At 72.1% G+C, this 14158-nt stretch carries 16 protein-coding genes; 8 read left to right on the top strand and 8 right to left on the bottom strand.

Annotation, left to right across the window (positions count from 1 at the left end):
- Positions 1–20: 20 nt before the first annotated feature.
- From E1284_RS12075 to E1284_RS12110, 8 genes are read right to left on the bottom strand one after another with little or no spacing between them, the layout of a single operon-like run.
- Positions 21–443, bottom strand: a complete 423-nt coding sequence (locus tag E1284_RS12075; protein ID WP_131939135.1) for a Zn-ribbon domain-containing OB-fold protein — start codon at positions 441–443, stop codon at positions 21–23.
- Positions 440–1597 (bottom strand): acetyl-CoA acetyltransferase, encoded by a 1158-nt coding sequence (locus tag E1284_RS12080; protein WP_131939136.1) that lies wholly within the window; start codon positions 1595–1597, stop codon positions 440–442. Before E1284_RS12080 ends, E1284_RS12075 begins: the two co-directional genes overlap by 4 nt.
- Positions 1594–2748 carry a mandelate racemase/muconate lactonizing enzyme family protein gene (locus tag E1284_RS12085; protein WP_207923703.1) on the bottom strand — a complete coding sequence of 385 codons (1155 nt, stop codon included), beginning with the start codon at positions 2746–2748 and terminating at the stop codon, positions 1594–1596. Before E1284_RS12085 ends, E1284_RS12080 begins: the two co-directional genes overlap by 4 nt.
- 28 nt (positions 2749–2776) lie before the next feature.
- Positions 2777–4264 carry an aldehyde dehydrogenase family protein gene (locus tag E1284_RS12090; protein WP_131939138.1) on the bottom strand — a complete coding sequence of 496 codons (1488 nt, stop codon included), beginning with the start codon at positions 4262–4264 and terminating at the stop codon, positions 2777–2779.
- Positions 4261–4629 (bottom strand): cupin domain-containing protein, encoded by a 369-nt coding sequence (locus tag E1284_RS12095; protein ID WP_131939139.1) that lies wholly within the window; start codon positions 4627–4629, stop codon positions 4261–4263. Before E1284_RS12095 ends, E1284_RS12090 begins: the two co-directional genes overlap by 4 nt.
- Positions 4630–4635: 6 nt before the next feature.
- Positions 4636–5103 (bottom strand): VOC family protein, encoded by a 468-nt coding sequence (locus E1284_RS12100; protein WP_131939140.1) that lies wholly within the window; start codon positions 5101–5103, stop codon positions 4636–4638.
- A 19-nt stretch (positions 5104–5122) separates the two neighbouring features.
- Entirely contained in the window at positions 5123–6004 is an 882-nt protein-coding gene (locus E1284_RS12105; RefSeq protein WP_131939141.1) for a TIGR03619 family F420-dependent LLM class oxidoreductase, read from the bottom strand.
- Positions 6004–6789, bottom strand: coding sequence for a FadR/GntR family transcriptional regulator (locus tag E1284_RS12110; RefSeq protein ID WP_165965226.1), 786 nt, complete (start codon positions 6787–6789; stop codon positions 6004–6006). The genes E1284_RS12105 and E1284_RS12110 overlap by 1 nt, the downstream gene beginning before the upstream one ends.
- Before the next feature lie 280 nt (positions 6790–7069).
- Here E1284_RS12110 and E1284_RS12115 point away from each other — a divergent pair, with 280 nt between their 5' ends.
- From E1284_RS12115 to E1284_RS12150, 8 genes are read left to right on the top strand one after another with little or no spacing between them, the layout of a single operon-like run.
- Positions 7070–8203 carry an ABC transporter substrate-binding protein gene (locus E1284_RS12115; protein WP_165965227.1) on the top strand — a complete coding sequence of 378 codons (1134 nt, stop codon included), beginning with the start codon at positions 7070–7072 and terminating at the stop codon, positions 8201–8203.
- A gap of 11 nt (positions 8204–8214) precedes the next feature.
- Positions 8215–9084: a branched-chain amino acid ABC transporter permease gene (locus E1284_RS12120; RefSeq protein ID WP_131939144.1), complete on the top strand. Its 870-nt coding sequence runs from the start codon at positions 8215–8217 to the stop codon at positions 9082–9084.
- On the top strand, positions 9081–10049 hold the full coding sequence (locus E1284_RS12125) for a branched-chain amino acid ABC transporter permease (protein WP_131939145.1): 969 nt from the start codon (positions 9081–9083) through the stop codon (positions 10047–10049). The genes E1284_RS12120 and E1284_RS12125 overlap by 4 nt, the downstream gene beginning before the upstream one ends.
- The gene (locus E1284_RS12130) at positions 10046–10798 is read left to right on the top strand and encodes an ABC transporter ATP-binding protein (protein WP_131939146.1); all 753 of its coding nucleotides are present in this window, start codon (positions 10046–10048) and stop codon (positions 10796–10798) included. The genes E1284_RS12125 and E1284_RS12130 overlap by 4 nt, the downstream gene beginning before the upstream one ends.
- Positions 10791–11477 (top strand): ABC transporter ATP-binding protein, encoded by a 687-nt coding sequence (locus E1284_RS12135; RefSeq protein ID WP_131939147.1) that lies wholly within the window; start codon positions 10791–10793, stop codon positions 11475–11477. Before E1284_RS12130 ends, E1284_RS12135 begins: the two co-directional genes overlap by 8 nt.
- The gene (locus tag E1284_RS12140) at positions 11474–12547 is read left to right on the top strand and encodes an LLM class flavin-dependent oxidoreductase (RefSeq protein ID WP_131939148.1); all 1074 of its coding nucleotides are present in this window, start codon (positions 11474–11476) and stop codon (positions 12545–12547) included. The genes E1284_RS12135 and E1284_RS12140 overlap by 4 nt, the downstream gene beginning before the upstream one ends.
- Entirely contained in the window at positions 12544–13257 is a 714-nt protein-coding gene (locus E1284_RS12145) for an enoyl-CoA hydratase/isomerase family protein (protein ID WP_131939149.1), read from the top strand. Before E1284_RS12140 ends, E1284_RS12145 begins: the two co-directional genes overlap by 4 nt.
- Positions 13254–13979: an acyl-CoA dehydrogenase family protein gene (locus E1284_RS12150; RefSeq protein ID WP_165965228.1), complete on the top strand. Its 726-nt coding sequence runs from the start codon at positions 13254–13256 to the stop codon at positions 13977–13979. The genes E1284_RS12145 and E1284_RS12150 overlap by 4 nt, the downstream gene beginning before the upstream one ends.
- The last annotated feature ends 179 nt before the right edge of the window (positions 13980–14158 follow it).

Below are 14158 nucleotides of genomic sequence, written 5' to 3' on the forward strand. Positions count from 1 at the left end.
CCGCCCGTTCCACGGCGCCGTCAGACCGGACGGAACGCCAGCAGGCTCCGGCCTCCCGCGGTCTCCAGCGGAGTCCTGCGGACGGGCACCCCGCACTCGATCAGCTCGGGATCCTCCGGCACCCCCAGCAGATACCCCATGACACGCGGGCCCTCGGCGAGGTCGACCAGGCACGTGGCGAACGGCGCCGCGCTCTGGAGGCCGGGCACGTGGGACCGGAACTGCATGCAGAAGGTATGGAGTGTCCCGTGCCCGCCGCTCTCCTCCCACGTGAGGCGCCGCGACCCGCAGGAGGGGCACAGGACGCGGGGGTAGAAGAAGAACGTCCGGCACGCCTCGCAGCGGGGCAGCAGGAGGACTCCGCGCCGCAGGCCCTCCCAGAACGGGAGCCCGTCCGGGCCGGGTGACACGACAGGGTCCAGGCCCGCACCGTCCAAAGTCATCGGGCCACCCCCAGGATCGCGGTCGCGCTGCTGGACAGGTATCCGCCCATGCCGTTCACCAGGGCGACCTCGGGGCTCTCCACCTGCCGGTCGCCGGCCTCGCCTCGCAACTGCCGGACGGCCTCGATGAGAAGGAACATGCCGAACATCCCCGGGTGGGTGTAGGAGAGCCCGCCGCCGCTGGTGTTGAGCGGGAACTCCCCGCCCGGCGCCGTCCGCCCGCCCGACACGAAGTCGCCGCTCTCGCCTTTGCCGCAGAACCCGAGATCCTCCAGCTGCACCATCGCGGTGTAAGTGAAGGAGTCGTAGAGTTCGGCCACGTCGACGTCCTCCGGGCCCAGCCCGGCCTCGGCGAACGCGGCGGGTCCGGACCGCGCCGCCGGGCTGACCGTCAGGTCGGGCATCTGGCTCACTCCGTAGTGCGTGTGGGCGACCGCCGACCCGAGGACCTCGATGACGGGGGCCGCGAGGTCCCGGGCCCGGACGGCGGAGGTGAGGACGACGGCGCCGCCCGCGTCGGTGACCAGGCAGATGTCGGTGGGCCGGAACGGGTAGACGAAGTACGGAGTCGCGAGGATCTCCTCCACCGTCAGCGGTTTCCGGTAGTACGCCCGCGGGTTGCGGACGGCCCAGGCGCGCGTCGACACCGCGAGTTCCGCGAAGTGGCGCGTGGTGGTCCCGTACAGGTGCATGTGGCGGCGCGCCGCCAGGGCGTAGGCGCTCGGCGGCGCGTCCACGCCGTACGGGCGCTCCCACTGCCAGTCCGGGAGCCAGGGGTCGAAGTGCTGCGGACGCGTCTGCACCCCGCGCTTGCGGTTCGACCGCCGCGTCTCGCCGTGCGTGATCAGGGCGACCTCGCAGGCCCCGGCCTGGATCGCCCGGACCGCCTCGTGGAGGTGGGCCACGAACGAGGACCCGCCGATCGACTGGCTGCTGGAGTAGCGGGGGCGGAGCCCGAGGTACTCCGCCACCATCAGCGACGGCATGAAGTCCAGCCCGCAGGTGAACAGCGCGTCGACGTCGGTGAGGGCGAGGCCGGCATGGGCCAGGGCGTTCGCGGCCGCCTCCGCGTGGAGTTGGAGGGCGGTCCGGTCGGGGACGACACCGATGGCGTCGGACTCGGCCGCTCCGACCACGGCCACACCGGTGCTCACGACGCCGGCTCGGACCGGTACCGGCTGATGTAGTCCCAGTCGAGCTCCAGCCCGAAGCCGGGGCCCTCGGGCACCGCGTAGTCCCCGCCGGCGAAGGGCGCCCGGTTCGCGATCAGGTTCCAGAAGATCGGGTCGCGGTCCGGGTCGAAGGTCTCGAGGTAGGTGCCGTGCGGGATCGAGGCGAGCAGGTGGGCGGAGACCTGCGGCTCCTCGTGGTGCGCCATCTCCACCTCGAACATCGACGCGAGCGCGGCGACCCGGCGCCATTCGCTGGGCCCGCCGATCCAGCTCGCGTCCGCGTTGCACGCGTCCACCGCGCCGGCGCTGATCAGGTCGCGCAGCCCCGCGCGGGTGTCCTCGCTCTGCCCGGCGGTGACGCGAACGCCCGTCGTCAGGCGGACGTCCCGCATGGAGAGGCGGTCGTTCAGCCAGCGCACGGGCTCCTCGAACCAGCGCAGTCCGAGGTCCTCGGTGAGGCGGGCGAACTCGATCGCCTCCTGCCGGGTGTAGCCCTGGTTGGCGTCGACCATGAGCACGAAGTCGTCACCGCCGGCCTTGCGCGCCAGCCGGGTGCGGTGCGCGTCCTCGGCCGGGCTCAGCCGCCCCACCTTGAACTTGCATCCCGCGAACCCGAGCTCCCGGTACCACTCGATCTGGCGCGCGATGTCGGCCTCGTCGTCGCTGTAGTACCCGCCGATGCAGATCGCGGGCAGCCGGTCGCGGTACCCGCCCCACAGCCGGAACAGGGGGATGCCGAGCGCCTTGCCGACCAGATCCCACAGTGCGGAGTCGAGGCAGGCGATGGCCTGCAGGGCCAGCGAGCGGTCGCGCAGGATGTCGTAGGTGGGCGGGAGCATCGCCTCCCAGCACGCCTCGACGCTCAGTGCCGTCCGCCCGAGCAGGTGCGGGACGATCTCGTTGCGGATGATGTCCACGATCACCGCCTGCTCGGCGTCGGTGTCGCCGTTGTAGACCTCGCTGACCAGCCCGTTGCGGGTGTGGACCCGGGTCACGATCGTGCACCGGTTGGTCATCGAGTAGTTGGACCCCTGATAGGTCTTCACGAGGGGGACGCGGACGGGGATGACCTCGATCGCCTCGATGACGAGGTCGTCGGCGCTGATATTGCTGGGTGCTGCAGTGGCTTGCACGGTTTCTCCGGTCAGGCGAGTGCTCGGATCAGGCTCCGAGGCGGAGGTGGACTGACTTGGTCTCGAAGTACTGGGCGAGGCCCTCGCGACCGAGTTCGCGGCCGGCGCCGCTGGCCTTGTAGCCGCCCATGGGCATGCAGAACGGCAGCCCGGCGTCGTGGTAGGCGTTGACCCACACCGTCCCGGCCCGCAGTTTCCCGGCCGTCCTCAGCGCGGTGTCGAGGTCCTTGGTCCACACGGCGGCGGCCAGCCCGTACGGCGAGTCGTTGGCGAGCCGGACGGCGTCGTCGCGGGTGTCGAACGGGGTGACGGCGAGCACCGGGCCGAAGATCTCCTCGCGCGCCACGGCGTGCTCGGGCGCCACGTCATCGAAGATCGTCGGTTCCACGAACAGGCCGCCGGCGAGATCTCCGCCGAGCCGGTTGCCGCCCGCGACGAGCTCGGCGCCGCTCCGGCGGCCGAGATCGATGTAGCGCAGCACGGTCTCGATCTGGTTCTCGTCGACCAGCGGGCCGATCTGGGTGCGCTTGTCGAGCGGGTCGCCGATCCGGCTGGTGCGCGCCAGTTCGGAGAGCCGGGCCACGAACTCCTCATGGATCGAGCGCTGGACCAGCAGCCTGCTTCCGGCCTGGCAGGCCTGGCCGGTGTTCAGGAAGATGCCCCAGTAGGCGCCGCGGACGGCCTGGTCCAGGTCGGCGTCGGCGAAGACGATGTTGGGCGACTTGCCGCCGAGCTCCATGCTGACGCGTTTGACGGTGCCGACGGCGGACCGCATGACGGTCTGGCCGACCTCGGTCGACCCGGTGAAGGCGATCTTGTCGACGCCGGGGTGCTCGGTGAGCGCCGTGCCCACCTCGCCGCCGCCGCCCGTGACGACGTTGTACACGCCGGCCGGCACGCCCGCGTCCGCCAGGACCTCGGCCAGGTCGAGCGTGCTGCCCGGCGTCAGGCTCGCGGGCTTGGCCACCATCGTGCAGCCCGCGGCGAGCGCGGGGGCGACCTTCCACGACAGCAGCAGGAGCGGGAAGTTCCACGGCGTGATCATCCCGACCACGCCGACGGGCTCCTTCAGCACCAGCCCGAGCGCCGCGTCGGTGTGCCGCGAGACCAGTTCGCCCCGCTGGTCCAGCGCGAGGGCGGCGTAGTAGTCGAAGACCTCCGCGGTGAGCACGACCTCGTTGCGCGCCATGGTGATCGGCTTGCCGAGCTCCAGGCTGATCCGCCGGCCGATGGCGGACGCGCGCTCGCGGAGCAGGTCGGCCGCGGCCCGCATGACGGCGGCGCGCTCCGGGGCCGCGAGACCCGGCCAGGGCCCTTCGTCGAAGGCCCTGCGCGCGGCGGCGACCGCACGGTCGACGTCCTCCCGGCCGCCCCGGGCGTACCGGCCGACGAGGCTGCCGTCGCTGGGACTCGTGCGTTCGAGCGTCCGCCCGGAGGAGCTGTCGGTCCAGGACCCGTCGATGTAGAGCCCGTAGGTGGCCAGATCCGCGGGGGTCGTGTCCGTTGAGGTGCTCATGGTGTGCTCCTCGGGTCGGTGGGCGGGAAGGGATCGCGTGCCGGTGCGTAGCATTCGAGCAGGAGGCAGCCGTGCGGCCCGGCCACCGCCGCGTGCGGGATCTCGCCGGGGATCAGGAAGCCGTCCCCGGCGGTGAGGGCCGACCGCCGTTCCCCGGTCTCCAGCGTCAGGCTGCCGCTGAGGACCTGGCCGAACTCCTCGTTCCCGTGGGAGTGGAGCGGCACGACCGCGCCGGCCGCCAGCCGGAAGACCGCGGCCGAGAGCTGCTCGCCGAGGTGAACGGAACCGGTGATGCCGGGCAGCGGGTTGTGCTCGGCCAGGCCGCTCCACGTGATGATGACGGGTTCCCGTTCGGAACCGGTCACGGCCGCTCACCCGCCGTTCGGGGCGGGGAGGAGCTCGGTCACCTGCACCACGACCCCGTCCGGGTCCTTCACCAGGCAGACTTTCCAGCCGCCTTCCGGCGTCAGGACGGAGGTGGGCTCGGTCAGGAACTCGACCCCGTCCTTGGCGAGGGCGTCGTACACCGCCTGGGTGTCGTCGGTGAGCACCGAGAAGCGGGTGAGGCCGCGCTGGTGCTGCGGCACCGGTTCGGTGCCGGTGTCCAGGGTCGCGGGGGCCGACCACTCCACGATGTCGAGGATCGTCGCGTCGGCGTCGTCCCCGAGGCGCAGGTGGACGAAGCGGAGGTCGCCGGAGGGGACGGCGAACGCCTTCTTCACCTGGTCGTTCTTGACCGTCCTGTCCTGGAGGATCTGGAAGCCCAGCTTCCGGTAGAAGGCGACAGAGCGCTCCAGGTCCGTGGAGTTGATGGCGATGTGGAACAGTCTGTTCAGCATGGTCTCTCCCTGGGGGCGGTCAGTCGGCGAGGGGCATGAGCTGGTCGGCGAGCTGCTCGACCTCGTCGAGGACGCTCTGCAGCGTGTCGTGCTTGAACGACGTGTCGGCGATCAGGAGTTCGACACCGAGCCCGGCATAGTGATCGACCGTGTCCTTGTCGAGGGTGGCCTGGCTGACCGGGCGGGCCGAGAGCGTGATGTCGGAACGCTCGCGGCCGTGCTCGGCGAGGTACCCGTCCAGTTCCGTCAGCTTGCGCTCCAGTTCGTCGGGGGCGATGTAGAGCGGGTGCCACCCGTCCGCCGCGGCCGCGACCCGCTTGAGCACGCCGGTGCTCTTGCCTCCGCACCACAGCGGGATCGACCGCTCGCCCACGGGCTTGGGGTAGAACTTGAAGCCGGAGAACTGGAAGTGCTCGCCCTGGAAGTCGATGAGGTCCTCGGTCCACAGGTGGCGCAGCAGCTTGAGGTACTCGGTGGTCCTGGAGCCGCGCGTCTCGAAGGGGGAGCCGAGGATCTCGAACTGCTCCCGCATCCAGCCCGTCCCCACCGCGCAGATGGTGCGGCCGCCGTTGAGCACGTCGAGCGTGGCGAGCGCCTTCGCCGTGTTGACCGGGTGGTGCCATCCGGCGATCAGCACCGAGGTGCCCACCTTGATCGTGGTGGTCGCGGCCGAAGCCCAGGCGAGGGTCAGGATGGTGTCGAAGTAGGGCGTCTCCGGCGGCCAGAAGAACTTGCCGTCCTGCGTGTAGGGGTAGCGTGATCCCACATCGACCGGCAGAGCGATGTGGTCGGTCATCCAGAGCGAGTCGAAGCCCAGCTCCTCCGCCTTCCGCGCGAAGGCGACGATGGCTTCGGGACCCGCGTAGGGGCCCGCTCCGGGCAGCCTCAGTCCGAACTTCATCAGGGGTGCCTCTCGGTGACATGGCCGGGGTGGCCGCGTGGGGTGTGTCGTTCCTGGATCTGCTCGTCGGGGGCGTCCGAGGGTGACGCGAGGTCCTCTTCGAACCGCTCCAAGTTCAGATGCGCCATGACCAGGCGCTGGGCTTGCACGAGGTTGCGGGAGCGCATGGACGCGACGATCGCGCGGTGCTCGGTCAGCCACTCCTCGTGGCGTCCGACCGAGGCCCTCAGGCCGGTGGACAGCGCCAGCCACGAATCGCGCAGCATGAGCTCCACCTCGTAGAGCCACGTGTTGCCGCTGATCTCCACGACGGCGAGTTCGAAGCCGAGGGGCTCCCAGGCGAAGTCCGGGTCGATCCGGAGCCTGGCCTGCTGGTCGTCGAGCATCGCGTGCAGGCCGGCGAAGTCGTCGTCGGTCGCGCGCGCGGTGGCCGCGGTGACGGCGGCGAGCTCGATGCCGAGCCGGGTCTCGACCAGGTTGCGCAGGGCGTTCTTCTCCGTGGCGTCGAAGATCGCGGCCGGGCTGGCCTGCTGGATGGGCGGCGGGGCCGCGACGTACATGCCGTTGCCGTGCCGGACGTCGATCACTCCGAGGGTGGACAGCACGCGCAGCGCCTCGCGCAGTGAGGACCGGCCGACCCCGAACAGCTCCATGAACACCCGCTCCGGAGGCAGCTTCGACCCAGTCGTCAGACCATTGCCCTCGATGTAGGACCAGATGTCGCGGACCACCCGCTCGGCGACCCGGCCGGTTTCGGGGCGGTCGCGCAGCACTGCGGGAGTCATCTGATGACTTCCGCCGGCGCTGGCGGAACCGCGCCGTTGGTGTGCCTGTAGGGGTTCACCAGCGGCGCTGTGGGAGTTCACGTGGCGTCTCTCGTCCATAACGACCGTGACGTTACGACTAGAGATCAGACAAGTCAACCGTTGACAGGTGCTTGGAGAGGGAGTTGTATGACGACTCACGTTGTATGACATCTCGGCTCCCCATGAACGAAGGGCGACATCGATGTCCAAGTCACCTCGGCGGTTCAGCGTCGGACACTCCGGAATCACCGCGGTTGCCGTGGCCTCCGTCGCCGTGCTCGGCGCGGCCGGCTGCGGAGGGGCCGCGGTGTCCGGGGAGGACTCGTCGGACAAGCCGGTGAAGGTCGGCGTGCTGCTGCCGTACACGGGCACGTTCGGGCTGTACGGAAAGCCGATGGAGGCCGCGCTGAAGGCCCGCCTCAAGCTCGCGCAGGGCCGGGCGGGCGACCGCGCCGTGGAACTGGTCTTCGAGGACGAGGCGACCGATCCGGCCGTCGCGGTCTCGAAGGTCGGCAAGCTGCTCGATCAGGACGGCGTCTCGGCGGTCGTCTGCTGCGCGACCGGCGCCGCCACCCTCGCGGTGGGCCCGACCCTCGCGGAGCGGGGAATCCCGCAGCTCGGGCCGATCCCCAACCCCGACGGGCTCAAGAAGTTCAAGACCGCCGCGGTCGCGGCGCCGACCGCGGGCCACGACGCCGGAAAGCTCGGCACCTACGCCGCCGGAGAGCTCGGTCACCGTACCGCCGTCATCGTCGCCAGCGACTTCGCCTACGGGCACGAGGTCGCGGACGCCTTCGAGAAGACCTTCACCGAAGCCGGCGGAACCATCGTCAAACGCGTGCTCACCCCGCTCGGCACGGCGGACTTCGCGTCCTATCTGGCCCGGCTGCCGGACGCCGATGTCACCTTCGCCGGTTTCGCCGGCGCGGACGCGGTGCGCTTCGTGCAGCAGTACGACAAGTTCGGCGTGAAGAAGCGCGTGCCGCTCATCGGCCACGGCCCGCTCCTCACCGAGCTCGTCCTCAAGCAGATCGGCCCCTCGGCGGTGGACGTCGGCGCGGGCTTCTACTACTCCTCCACCCTGGACAACCCCGAGAACAAGCGCTTCATCGACACGATGAAAGCCGCCGGTGGCCAGTTCGTGCCGAGCCACTTCACCGCGGGCGCCTGGGCCAGCGGCAGCGTGCTGCTGGCGGCCATCGAGGCCGCCGGCGACCGCGCCATGGACGGCCCGGAACTCGCGCGGACGATCCGCGCCACCAAGGTCGACGCCCCCTGGGGGACGCTGAGCTTCAATCCGGAGACGGGATACGCGGACGCCCCCACCTACTACTACACGGTGGTCCAGAAGTCGGGCTCGCTGCAGCACTCCGTCGCCGGCGAAATGCCGTAGGAGCCCGCGTCATGTCCCTCGCCCAGGCGGTGCTGCAGCTGGCCATCGGTCTTTCCTTCGGCCTCCTGCTGTTCCTGCTCGCATCCGGTTTCACGCTGACGTTCGGCCTGGCCGGTTTCGTCAATCTGACGCACGGCGCCGTCTTCCTGCTGTCGGCGTACGTTGCGACCGCGTTCACCGGCCCCGGCGGCTATGTGACGGCGGTCCTCGCCGCGGGCGCCACCGGGACGGTCCTCTCGCTGCTCGTCTACGCCGCGACCCGGCTGCGCTGGGGCAGGATCCTCGGCGACGACCTCAAGCAGGTGCTGCTGACCTTCGGCCTCCTGCTCGTCTTCGCCGAGGTGGCCCGAGTGCGGTGGGACGGGCTGCCCCGGTCCCTGCCCGCGCCGGGATTCGCCGACGGCGCCTGGCACTTCGCCGACGCCTCCTTCCCGGTCTACCGGGCGTTCATGGCGGTCGCGGCGCTCGCGCTCGCCGGGGGCCTGTGGTGGCTGCAGGAGCGCACCCGCTTCGGCGCGATGGTCCGCGCCGGCGTCGACGACCGGGCGATGCTGGAGGCCACCGGGATCAGCGCCGGGCCGATCTTCCTCGCGGTGTTCGGCCTGTCCGGGCTGCTCGCCGGGCTCGCGGCGGGGCTCGCCGCGCCGGTGCTCGGGGCCGCGATGGGACAGGAGTTCAGCGTCCTCGTCCTCGCCTTCGTGATCGTCGTCCTCGGCGGGGCGGGCGACCTGCGCGGAGCGTTCCTGGCGAGCCTCGCGGTGGGCGTCGCCGACGCGTACGGCAAGGCGTTCCTGCCGACCCTGGCGGAGTTCACCATGATGGCGCTGGTCGTGGTGGTCCTGGCGTGGCGTCCCCAAGGTCTTTTCGGAGGTGCCCATTGAACAGGCCCGCATCGATGCTCGCCGTCGCCGGAGCCGGGACGGCGGTCGCCGCCGCGCCGTTCTACCTCGACGTGTTCCAGATCGGCCTGGTCGCCCGCGGCCTGGTGTGGGGGCTGGTGGCGCTGTCGGTCTGGTTCCTGCTGCGCCTGCTGAAGCTGCCGTCCTTCGGCCATGCCGCCTTCTTCGGGCTGGGCGCCTACACCGCTGGGCTCGCCGTGACGCGCTGGGGCGTCGACAACGTGTTCGTCGCCCTGGGCATCGGCGTGGGCGTCACCTGCGTCGCCGCCCTGCCCATCGCCGTGGTGGCGGCCCGGCTGGGCAGCATCGGGTTCCTTCTCATCACGCTCGCCTTCGCGGAGATGCTGCGTTCGCTGGCCATGCGCTGGCGGGCGGTCGGCGGCTCCGACGGCCTCACCGGCATCGCCCGGCCCGGCGCCGGCCCGCTCCCGGTGGACCTGGCCGGGCCGGTGACCTGGTTCTACTTCACGCTGGCCTGCACGGTGCTGTGCCTGCTGCTGCTCTGGGCCGTCCGGCGGTCGGCCTTCGGGGGGATCCTCGTCGGGATCCGGGAGAGCGAGGAGCGCATGCGCGCGCTCGGCTACCGGGTCGAGGCCTACAAGGCGGCGGCCGTCGTGCTGTCCGCCGGGGTCGCCGGGGTCGCCGGGGTGCTGCACGCCTACCTCATCAGGTTCGCCAGCCCCGAGGACCTGTCCGCCCTGGTGTCGGCGCGCGGCCTGATCCTCGTGGTGCTGGCGGGGAGCGCGCTCGTCGCGCCGGTGCCGATCGCGATCGCGCTGACCTTCGGCGAGGACCTGGTCAGCAGCAGGACCGAGAACTGGCTCGCCGTCATGGGGCTGCTCTACGTGGTGGTCGCGCTCAGCGGCCGCGAAGAGAACCGGGCACCCCGCCGGATCGCCCCGAGCCTGCGCCGCAGGCTCCGGCCCGTCCCCCAGGAGAGGCCATGACCGCCGTCCTCGAACTCGATGCGATCTCCAAGCGCATCGGAGGCGCCTATCTGAACCGCGACGTCTCGGTCACCGTGCGGCCGGGTGAGCGCCGCGCGCTCGTCGGCCCCAACGGGGCCGGGAAGACGACCCTGATGAACATGGCGGCGGGCGTGCTGCGCCCGTCCGAGGGGCGCGTCAGGCTGCTGGGCCGGGACGTCACCGCGCTGCCGGTGCACCGCCGCGCCCGTCTCGGGCTGGCCCGCACCTTCCAGATCACGTCCCTGCTCCCGGCCATGACCGTGGCCGAGAACCTGGCGATCGCCGTGCAGGCCACCAGCCGCAGGCGGGCGGACCCGCTCCGCCCCTGGTCGAGGGCCCGCGCGGTGTGGGCGCGGGTGGACGAGCTGCTCGAACGCGGCGGGCTGACCCGGATCAAGGACGTCCCCGTCGGCCGGCTGGCCTACGGCGAGCAGCGCCGGGTCGAGATCGTCATCGCGGTCGCGAACCCGTGCTCGCTCATCCTGCTGGACGAGCCGGGCGCCGGTCTCAGCAGCGAGGAGACCGAGGAGCTGCTGTCGCTCGTCTTCGGCCTGGACCCGCAGCTGGCGGTGCTCTTCGTCGACCACGACCTCGATCTGGTGTTCCGGCTCGCCACGCATGTGACCTTGCTGAACTTCGGCGAGGTCGTCGCCGAGGGCGCCCCGGCCGAGGTCCGGGCCATGCCCGTCCTGCGCGAGATCTACCTGGAGGTGGGTGCGGATGCTTGAGGCGATCGACCTCAGCGCGAACTACGGCGCGGTTCAGGCCGTGCGATCGGTGTCCTTCACGGTCGGTCCCGGGGAGGTGCTCGCCGTCCTCGGGCCCAACGGCGCCGGCAAGTCCACGCTCGCCAACGCCGTGAGCGGCCTGCACCGGCCGAGCGGCGGCCGTCTCCTGCTCGGCCGCGCGGACCTCGCGGCGGCCAGACCGACCCACATCGCACGCAAAGGGGTGGCGCTGGTGCCGCAGGGACGGCGCGTGTTCGCCAGTTGCACCGTTTCCGAGCACGCCGCCCTGGCGGTGCGGAACGCCCGGCCCGGCGCGCTCACGGTGGACGAGGTCCTCGAATTCTTCCCGCGGCTCCGGGAGCGCTGGGGCGTGCGCGCCCGCCGGCTCAGCGGCGGGGAGCAGCAGATGCTCGCCATCACCCGGGCGGTGCTGCCCGGCCCCGCGGTGCTCGTGCTCGACGAGCCCACCGAGGGGCTGGCGCCGAGCATCGTCGGCGCGGTCGGGCGGCTCGTCCGGCGGCTCCGCGACCGGGGCACGGCGGTCCTGCTGATGGAGCGTCCCGGCGAGTTCGCCCGCGGGCTGGCCGACCGGGTCGCGGCGATGGACCGGGGGCTGCTGTCGTGCGCGCCGCCCGCCGGACGGCGCGGCGCCGGCGCACCGGGCGGAGCGGCCCGATGACGGGGCGGCTCGGTGTCCAGGTGACGCCCTGGAGCGGTTCGCGCGAGCTGGTCTCGCTGGGCGTCCGGTTGTCCTCGGTCGTGGACACCGTGTGGGTCCAGGACCAGATGCTGGCGCGGAACGTGTACGGCCTGCTGGCGGCGCTCGCCCACGCGGGCTGCGGTGTCGGCACGAACGTGACCTACCCGATCGGCCGGAACCCGATCGAGATGGCGTCAGCGGCCGCCACGATCAGCGAGCTGCTGCCCGACGGGCGCGAGCTGGCGGTGGGGATGGGGACCGGGGGCGCCCTCGTCAACAGCCTCTTCCAGAAGGACAAGCCGGTCTCCGCCGTCCGGGAGGCGCTGCAGCTGATGCGCGCCCTGTGGTCGGGTGCCCGCGTCGAACTCGACCGGTTCCCGGTGCTGGGACGGGCGCTGTCGTACAAGCCGGGCGCGGTCGCGCAACTGACCTATCCCGTGGAGCGTCCGCCGGGCATCGTGGTCGCCGGTGTGGGGCCGCGGATCCTGGCCGTCGCGGGAGGGTACGCCGACGGGCTGATCTCGCCGAGCAACATGCCCACGCTCTCGCGCGCGGCGTTCCGCACCGGCCGCTTCGCCGAGGTCTCCGGCCTGGCGACCGCGCTCGCCGCCCGGCCGGCCGAGGCCGGCGACCTCCGGCTGATCTTCGGGATCAACACCTCGGTGTCCGCCGACCGCCGGGCCGCGCGCGATCAGGCCCGCCGGCAGGTCGCGCTGGTCGTCGGCAACCCGCGGCTGTGGCCCGACCTCGAGCGGGTGGGCATGGACCTGGCGTCCGCGGAGTCGGTGAAGCGCGCCTTCGACGACGGCGAGGGCGTTGCGGGCGCCGCGGCCCGGTGCTCGGACGACCTGGTCGACGGCCTGGTGATCGCGGGGACCCCGGACGAATGCGCACCGGCCATCGCGGAGCTGCGCGATCTCGCCGCCGCGGAGGGCTACACCGAGTTCTACATCGGCGGCCCGCTCGGCCCCGACCCCCTTGAGGCGGCGGAGCTGCTGGTCACCCAGGTCATTCCGAAGGTCTGGCCGGAACGGGCGGGCCGGGCATGACCGGGGCCGTCCTGCGGCGGGCGGACGCGGCCGGGGTCGCGACGCTGCGGCTCGCGAGGCCGGAGAGCCGCAACGCGCTGAACACCGGCCTGCTGCGCCGGTTGTCCGACGAGCTCGACGCCGTGGCGGACGACCCCGGGGTCCGGGCGCTGATCCTCTGCGGCGAGGGCGCGGTGTTCTGCGCCGGCGCCGACCTCAAGGAGTTCCGGGGGGTCGCCGGCGAGCGGGGGGCGCTGCGCAGGATCCGCCTGGTGAGCCAGGTCGTCGGCCGGCTGCGCAACCTGGAGCAGCCGACGGTCTGCGCGGTGTCCGGCGCCGCCTTCGGCGCGGGGTGGGGGCTCGCCCTGGCGTGCGATCTGACCTACGCCGCCGCGGACGCGACGTTCAGCCTGCCCGAGCTGCCCGCGGGGCTGCGGCTCCCGCCGGCGATCCTGCACCGGCTGGCCGAGGTCGTGGGCCCGGTGCGCGCGGCGGAGATCGCCTACTCCGGCGATGCCTACACCGCCGACCAGGCCCTCGCCTGGGGGTGGGTCGGCCGGGTGCTCCCCGACTCCGCGTCCGCGGAGAAGCGAGCGCGAGAAGTGGCGGGGGCGCTCGCGCGGGCGCCGGGGACGCCGACCGTCCACGCCAAGCAGGTGCTGCGCCCCCGGGCCGGCGGCCTGCTGACCCCGCCGCCCGAATACACATGGAACGAGGAGCCATCCCAGTGACCGGAGCGATGACCGAGGCGGAGGCGATGCGCGAGACCGTCCGGGAGACCGTGCGCGCGTTCGTCCAGGAGCAGTGCGACGAGTGGAAGTGCCTGGAGTGGGACCGCGCCGGCACCTACCCCAGGGAGGTGTTCGACCGGATCGCCGCGCTGGGCTGGTACGGCATCGGGATCGCCGAGGCCGACGGCGGCTCCGGCGGGACCGCCGGCGACCTGCTGGTCGTGGCCGAGGAACTCGGCCGCGGAAGCACCGACCTGGTCGCCTGCTTCAGCCTGACCGCCTCGGGCCTGCGCACGCTGGTGACCGACGGCAGCCCCGCGCAGCGCGCCGAGCTGGTGCCGAAGCTCATGGACGGCGGCGTCCGGCTGTCGATCGCGGTGACCGAGCCGGAGGCCGGATCGGACGCGGCCGCCCTGCTGACCACGGCCCGCCGCGACGGCGACCACTATGTGATCAAGGGGCAGAAGACCTTCTGCGAGGCCGCGGGCCTGCCGGACACGATCGTCCAGCTCTACGCGCGGACGGACGGCGCCGCGCGCAAGCAGGACGGGATCAGCATGATCCTGCTCGACCCGGCGCTGCCGGGCGTGACGCTCCGCCGGCTGCCCACGATGGGACGCAACATCACCGGCGTGTACGAGGTCTTCCTCGACGACGTCCGCGTTCCGGCCGACCGGCTGGTCGGTACCGAGAACCACGGCTGGCGCCAGCTAGTGCGGTGACCACAAACGTCCACCGGGTTGGGTGACACGCCGGCCAGGGGCTGGGACGGGGAGGTTGATCGGCTCCACCCTCGATGACGACAGGTCGTTATCGAGAGAGGGGCGGGCTGGTGGCAGAGCCAGTCAGAGCACGGCGGTTGACCCAGGACGAGGGGCGCCGGCTGCAGCAGATCATCCGG

The organism is Actinomadura bangladeshensis (genome assembly GCF_004348335.1).
GTDB classification, from domain to species: domain Bacteria; phylum Actinomycetota; class Actinomycetes; order Streptosporangiales; family Streptosporangiaceae; genus Spirillospora; species Spirillospora bangladeshensis.

Bases quoted from the DNA above. Each gene is read 5' to 3' on its own strand.
- E1284_RS12075 (WP_131939135.1), bottom strand. From the start codon at position 443: ATGACTTTGGACGGTGCGGGCCTGGACCCTGTCGTGTCACCCGGCCCG.
- E1284_RS12090 (WP_131939138.1), bottom strand. From the start codon at position 4,264: ATGAGCACCTCAACGGACACGACCCCCGCGGATCTGGCCACCTACGGG.
- E1284_RS12100 (WP_131939140.1), bottom strand. From the start codon at position 5,103: ATGCTGAACAGACTGTTCCACATCGCCATCAACTCCACGGACCTGGAG.
- E1284_RS12105 (WP_131939141.1), bottom strand. From the start codon at position 6,004: ATGAAGTTCGGACTGAGGCTGCCCGGAGCGGGCCCCTACGCGGGTCCC.
- E1284_RS12110 (WP_165965226.1), bottom strand. From the start codon at position 6,789: ATGACTCCCGCAGTGCTGCGCGACCGCCCCGAAACCGGCCGGGTCGCC.
- E1284_RS12120 (WP_131939144.1), top strand. From the start codon at position 8,215: ATGTCCCTCGCCCAGGCGGTGCTGCAGCTGGCCATCGGTCTTTCCTTC.
- E1284_RS12130 (WP_131939146.1), top strand. From the start codon at position 10,046: ATGACCGCCGTCCTCGAACTCGATGCGATCTCCAAGCGCATCGGAGGC.
- E1284_RS12135 (WP_131939147.1), top strand. From the start codon at position 10,791: ATGCTTGAGGCGATCGACCTCAGCGCGAACTACGGCGCGGTTCAGGCC.
- E1284_RS12140 (WP_131939148.1), top strand. From the start codon at position 11,474: ATGACGGGGCGGCTCGGTGTCCAGGTGACGCCCTGGAGCGGTTCGCGC.
- E1284_RS12145 (WP_131939149.1), top strand. From the start codon at position 12,544: ATGACCGGGGCCGTCCTGCGGCGGGCGGACGCGGCCGGGGTCGCGACG.